The following is a 387-nucleotide window of genomic DNA, read 5'->3' as shown; positions in this document are numbered from 1 at the left end:
GGCCAGGAAGGCATCGTTGCGCGACTCGTCGCGCAGGAAGAAGGGAATGTTCATCCGCGACCGTGCGTTCGGCGACACCTTGTTCACGTAGAACTGCGACTGGTCGATGAAGTTGTAGAGCAGCCGCGCCTTCGCGACGTTGCGCGCCTCCATCGCCGCGACGCCGGAGAGCCCGCCCTCGCGCTGGCGCTTGAGCCATTGGAACGTCAGGCCCGCGATGTAGATGCCCCAGGTGGGCGGCGTGTTGAACATCGACTGGTTGTCGGCCACCACCTTGTAATCGAAGGCGCTCGGGCAGACGGGCAGGGCGTGGCCCAACAGGTCTTCGCGCACCACCACCAGCGTGAGGCCGGCGGGGCCGAGGTTCTTCTGCGCGCCGCCGAAGGC

General features: G+C 66.7%; 1 protein-coding gene. It reads right to left on the bottom strand.

The window, feature by feature from the left end:
• Window positions 1-387 (bottom strand): aminotransferase class V-fold PLP-dependent enzyme (locus tag FJV41_RS57700; RefSeq protein WP_141649710.1); only part of this gene is annotated, 387 nt, incomplete at both ends.

The organism is Myxococcus llanfairpwllgwyngyllgogerychwyrndrobwllllantysiliogogogochensis (assembly GCF_006636215.1).
Taxonomy (GTDB): domain Bacteria; phylum Myxococcota; class Myxococcia; order Myxococcales; family Myxococcaceae; genus Myxococcus; species Myxococcus llanfairpwllgwyngyllgogerychwyrndrobwllllantysiliogogogochensis.
The sequence above is the reverse complement of the archived record's forward strand: the minus strand, read 5'-3'. Positions and strand labels throughout refer to the sequence as shown.